This is a genomic window from Alcanivorax sp., from assembly GCF_051117345.1.
Classification (GTDB): domain Bacteria; phylum Pseudomonadota; class Gammaproteobacteria; order Pseudomonadales; family Alcanivoracaceae; genus Alcanivorax.
The window spans coordinates 1-3,318 of the sequence record NZ_JBNPEC010000198.1; the positions used below are offsets into that span (position 1 = coordinate 1).

At 60.8% G+C, this 3,318-nt stretch carries 4 protein-coding genes; all 4 read right to left on the reverse strand.

Annotated features, from left to right (window positions below; genetic code table 11):
* Positions 1 to 72: 72 nt before the first annotated feature.
* Positions 73 to 861: a 3-methyl-2-oxobutanoate hydroxymethyltransferase gene (gene panB / locus ACFE0K_RS12620; protein WP_434536399.1), complete on the reverse strand. Its 789-nt coding sequence runs from the start codon at positions 859 to 861 to the stop codon at positions 73 to 75.
* A 181-nt stretch (positions 862 to 1,042) separates the two neighbouring features.
* Positions 1,043 to 1,744 carry a deoxynucleoside kinase gene (locus tag ACFE0K_RS12625; RefSeq protein ID WP_434536400.1) on the reverse strand — a complete coding sequence of 234 codons (702 nt, stop codon included), beginning with the start codon at positions 1,742 to 1,744 and terminating at the stop codon, positions 1,043 to 1,045.
* Positions 1,728 to 2,231, reverse strand: a complete 504-nt coding sequence (gene folK / locus ACFE0K_RS12630) for a 2-amino-4-hydroxy-6-hydroxymethyldihydropteridine diphosphokinase (RefSeq protein ID WP_434536401.1) — start codon at positions 2,229 to 2,231, stop codon at positions 1,728 to 1,730. Before folK ends, ACFE0K_RS12625 begins: the two co-directional genes overlap by 17 nt.
* A 115-nt stretch (positions 2,232 to 2,346) precedes the next feature.
* Positions 2,347 to 3,318 (reverse strand): polynucleotide adenylyltransferase PcnB (pcnB, locus tag ACFE0K_RS12635; protein ID WP_434536402.1); only part of this gene is annotated, 972 nt, incomplete at its 5' end.

Genomic DNA, 3,318 nt, shown 5'->3' on the forward strand with positions numbered 1-3,318 from the left:
GCCTCCCTTCTTTCTTTCTCTCCCTTCTTTGGATCGTGTCTTGCAGCTCGTCACTAGCAGCTCGAAGCTGTTTCAGAAACAGTGCTCATCGGCTGGAAAGCTGCCGTCTTTCACTGCCTGTTCATATGCCTTGAAGGCATCTCGGATATCGCCGGTTTCTGCCATGAAATCCTTTACGAAGCGGGCCGGTTTACCGGGGCTGATGCCGAGCATGTCGTGCATTACCAGTACCTGGGCGTCGCATTCCGGGGCCGCGCCGATGCCGATGACCGGCACGCTCACTTCGCGAGTAATACGGGCGCTAAGCTCCCGGGGCACACACTCCAGCAGCAGCATGGCGGCGCCGGCCTGATCCAGGGTTTTGGCTGCTTCCAGCAATTCGCTGGCGCCGGCGTCATCCTTGCCCTGGACCCGGTAGCCGCCCAGGGCATTGACTGCCTGGGGCGTCAGGCCCAGATGGGCGCAGACCGGGATGCCATTGCGATTGAGAATCTCGATGCTGTCTGCCAGCCAGGCGCTGCCTTCCAGTTTGACCATATTGGCCCCGGCCTGCATCAGCGCAGTGGAGGTTTCCAGGGCGCGCTCAACGGTGGCGGCGCCCATGAAGGGCACGTCGGCAATAATCAGGCTGCCCTGATTGCCCCTGGTCACGCATTCGGTGTGGTAGGCCATCTGCTCCAGGGTCACCGGCACGGTGCTGGTCTGGCCCTGAATCACGTTCCCCAGGGAATCGCCCACCAGAATGGCGTCCACGCCGGCGTCCGATATCAGCCGGGAAAAACAGGCATCGTAGGCGGTGAGCACGGAAAACTTCTCGCCGTCCTGTTTACGTTTATGCAGGGTGCGGATGGTGACTGACATGGGAAACCTCCCGGGGAAATTCAGGGGGCAAGCTGCAAGCTACAAGCCACAACACGGTCTCAGGTTGTCTGGCTTTGACGTCTGGGGTCCGCGCACCGATTGAGGCACGGGCTCCCGGGGTTAAGCAACAGCCAGAGCTATGTCGTGTTGTGGCTTGTAGCTTGTAGCTTGCAGCTATCATTCAGCCGACCAGCGGCCGGGGGTTAAAATAGTGGCGCCCGGAACGGATGTCCAGCAACTCGCTCACCAGTTGCTGGTAGTCCCGGTCGTGGTTGACCAGATCGATTTCCGCCGCATTGACGATCAGCAGCGGTGCCCGGTCGTAGAAATGGAAGAATTCCGTGTAGGCGTTGCTGAGCCGGTCCAGGTAATCACTCTCAATACCCTGCTCGAAATCGTTGCCGCGGCGCCCGATGCGTTGGCGCAGTACCTGGGAGGGTGCCTGCAGGTAGATCACCAGATCCGGTTGTGGTGCGTCCACGGTCAGGTGGTCGTCCACGTTGCGATAGAGCTCGAATTCATCTTCGTCCAGGGTGACCTGGGCAAACAGCCGGTTCTTGTCGATCAGGAAGTCGGCGATGCGAGGCCCGGCAAACAGGTCCTGCTGCTGGATCTGGCGTAGCTGGTCGGCCCGCTGAAACAGGAAGAACAGCTCGGTCTGCAGGGCATAGCGGGCCGGGTCCTGGTAGAAGCGGGTGAGGAAAGGATTGTCGTCCGCCTGCTCCAGCAGCAAATCGTAGCCGAAGGTCATGGCGAGGCGTTTCGCCAGGCTGGTCTTGCCGGCACCAATGGGGCCCTCAACGGCAATAAAGCGCGGCAGGGTACGCGCCTGGCGGCGTTGTTCAATGCGTTCGGTTAACGTTTTCTCATTCGATGAGTGCATCGCGATCCAGTTCTGCCAGCGGTGAGATCGGTTGTTCGGCTACCTGACCGAGAAAGCTACTCAGTGTGGTGCCATCCGGCAAGAGGGCATGGGGGCAAATTTCCAGTAGTGGCAGCAGCACAAAGGCCCGTCGGGTCATTTGTGGGTGGGGAACCTGTAAATCCTCGCTATCGATGGCGCGGTCGTCGATCAGCAGGATGTCCAGATCCAGGGTGCGTTCGCCCCAATGGCGCAGGCGTTCGCGGCCTGCTGCCAGTTCCAGAGCCTGAAGGGTGTGGAGCAGGGCGTGTGGGGAGAGAGAGGTGCTCACTTCTGCGACCGCATTGACATAGTCAGGCTGATCCTGAGGGCCGACGGGTGCGCTGCTGTAGAGCCGGGAGTGCTGGAGCAGGGTCAGGCCGGGCAGACGTTGCAGCGCCCGCAACGCCGAGATCAGCCGTTGCGAGGGGTGGTCAAGATTGCTGCCAAGGCCTATAAACGCGTGCATGAGGGCTCCCGGTTCGGATCAGTGGAGGGGCAAGTTACGAGTGATGAGGAGCGAGTTTCGAAAACCGGAACCGGCTGCCTTTCGAAACTCGCTCCTCGTCACTCGAGTCGTCTTGTCAGCCTTCCGCTGCGGGTTTCTTGCGCCGGCGGCGGCGGCGCTTGTTGCCGCCACCGCCGGGCTGATTGCCCAGCTCACTGATCATTTGGCGGCGGCCTTGTTCGTCCTGTTCCTGATAGCGCGTCCACCAGTCGCCCAGCCCGGGTTTGATTTCATCGGCCTGCTCGCGCAGTAACAGGAAATCGTAGGCGGCGCGAAAGCGTGGGTGTTCCATCATGGCGTCGGCACGCTTGCCGGCACGCTTGTCCAGTCGCAGTTGCAGCTCCCACATTTCACGCATCACGGTAGAGAAGCGACGCGGAATGGCGGTGTGCTTGATTTGGGTATTGAGGGCGCGGGTGGCGCTTTTGTGCAGGGCCTGGGCCGGCGGCAAGCCGCTGGACAGGTAATGACCCATGCGTTCCTGAATGATCGGCCACAGCAGTACCGCATAGATAAAGGCAGGAGTGACCGGTTTGCCATCGGCCAGCCGCTTGTCGGTGTTGTCCATGGCGGCCAGCAGCATGGCTTCCCAGATGGCGCCTTTCTCGCCTTCCAGTGCCTGCTCGGTTTCCGGGAACAGGAAGCGGAACAGGCCAAGGCTCTGCAATTGTTCGTAGGAGTCGCGGGCATGGCCGCTGAGGAACAGTTTGAGCACTTCATCAAACAGGCGAGCGGAGGGGACCTGTAGCAGTAATTCCGCCAGGTCCGGTATCGGGTCACCGGTGGCCGGATCGATATGAAAGCCCAACTTGGCGGCGAAGCGGGCGGCGCGCAGCATGCGCACCGGGTCTTCACGGAAGCGGGTTTCCGGGTCGCCGATCAGGTGGATGACCTGCTTGTCGATGTCATCCAGGCTGCCAACGAAATCATGCAGGGTGAAATCGGCGATGTTGTAGTACAGCGCGTTAATGGTGAAATCCCGGCGCAGGGCATCTTCCTCGATGCTGCCCCAGGTGTTGTCGCGCAATACCAGGCCGGTTTCTTCGTG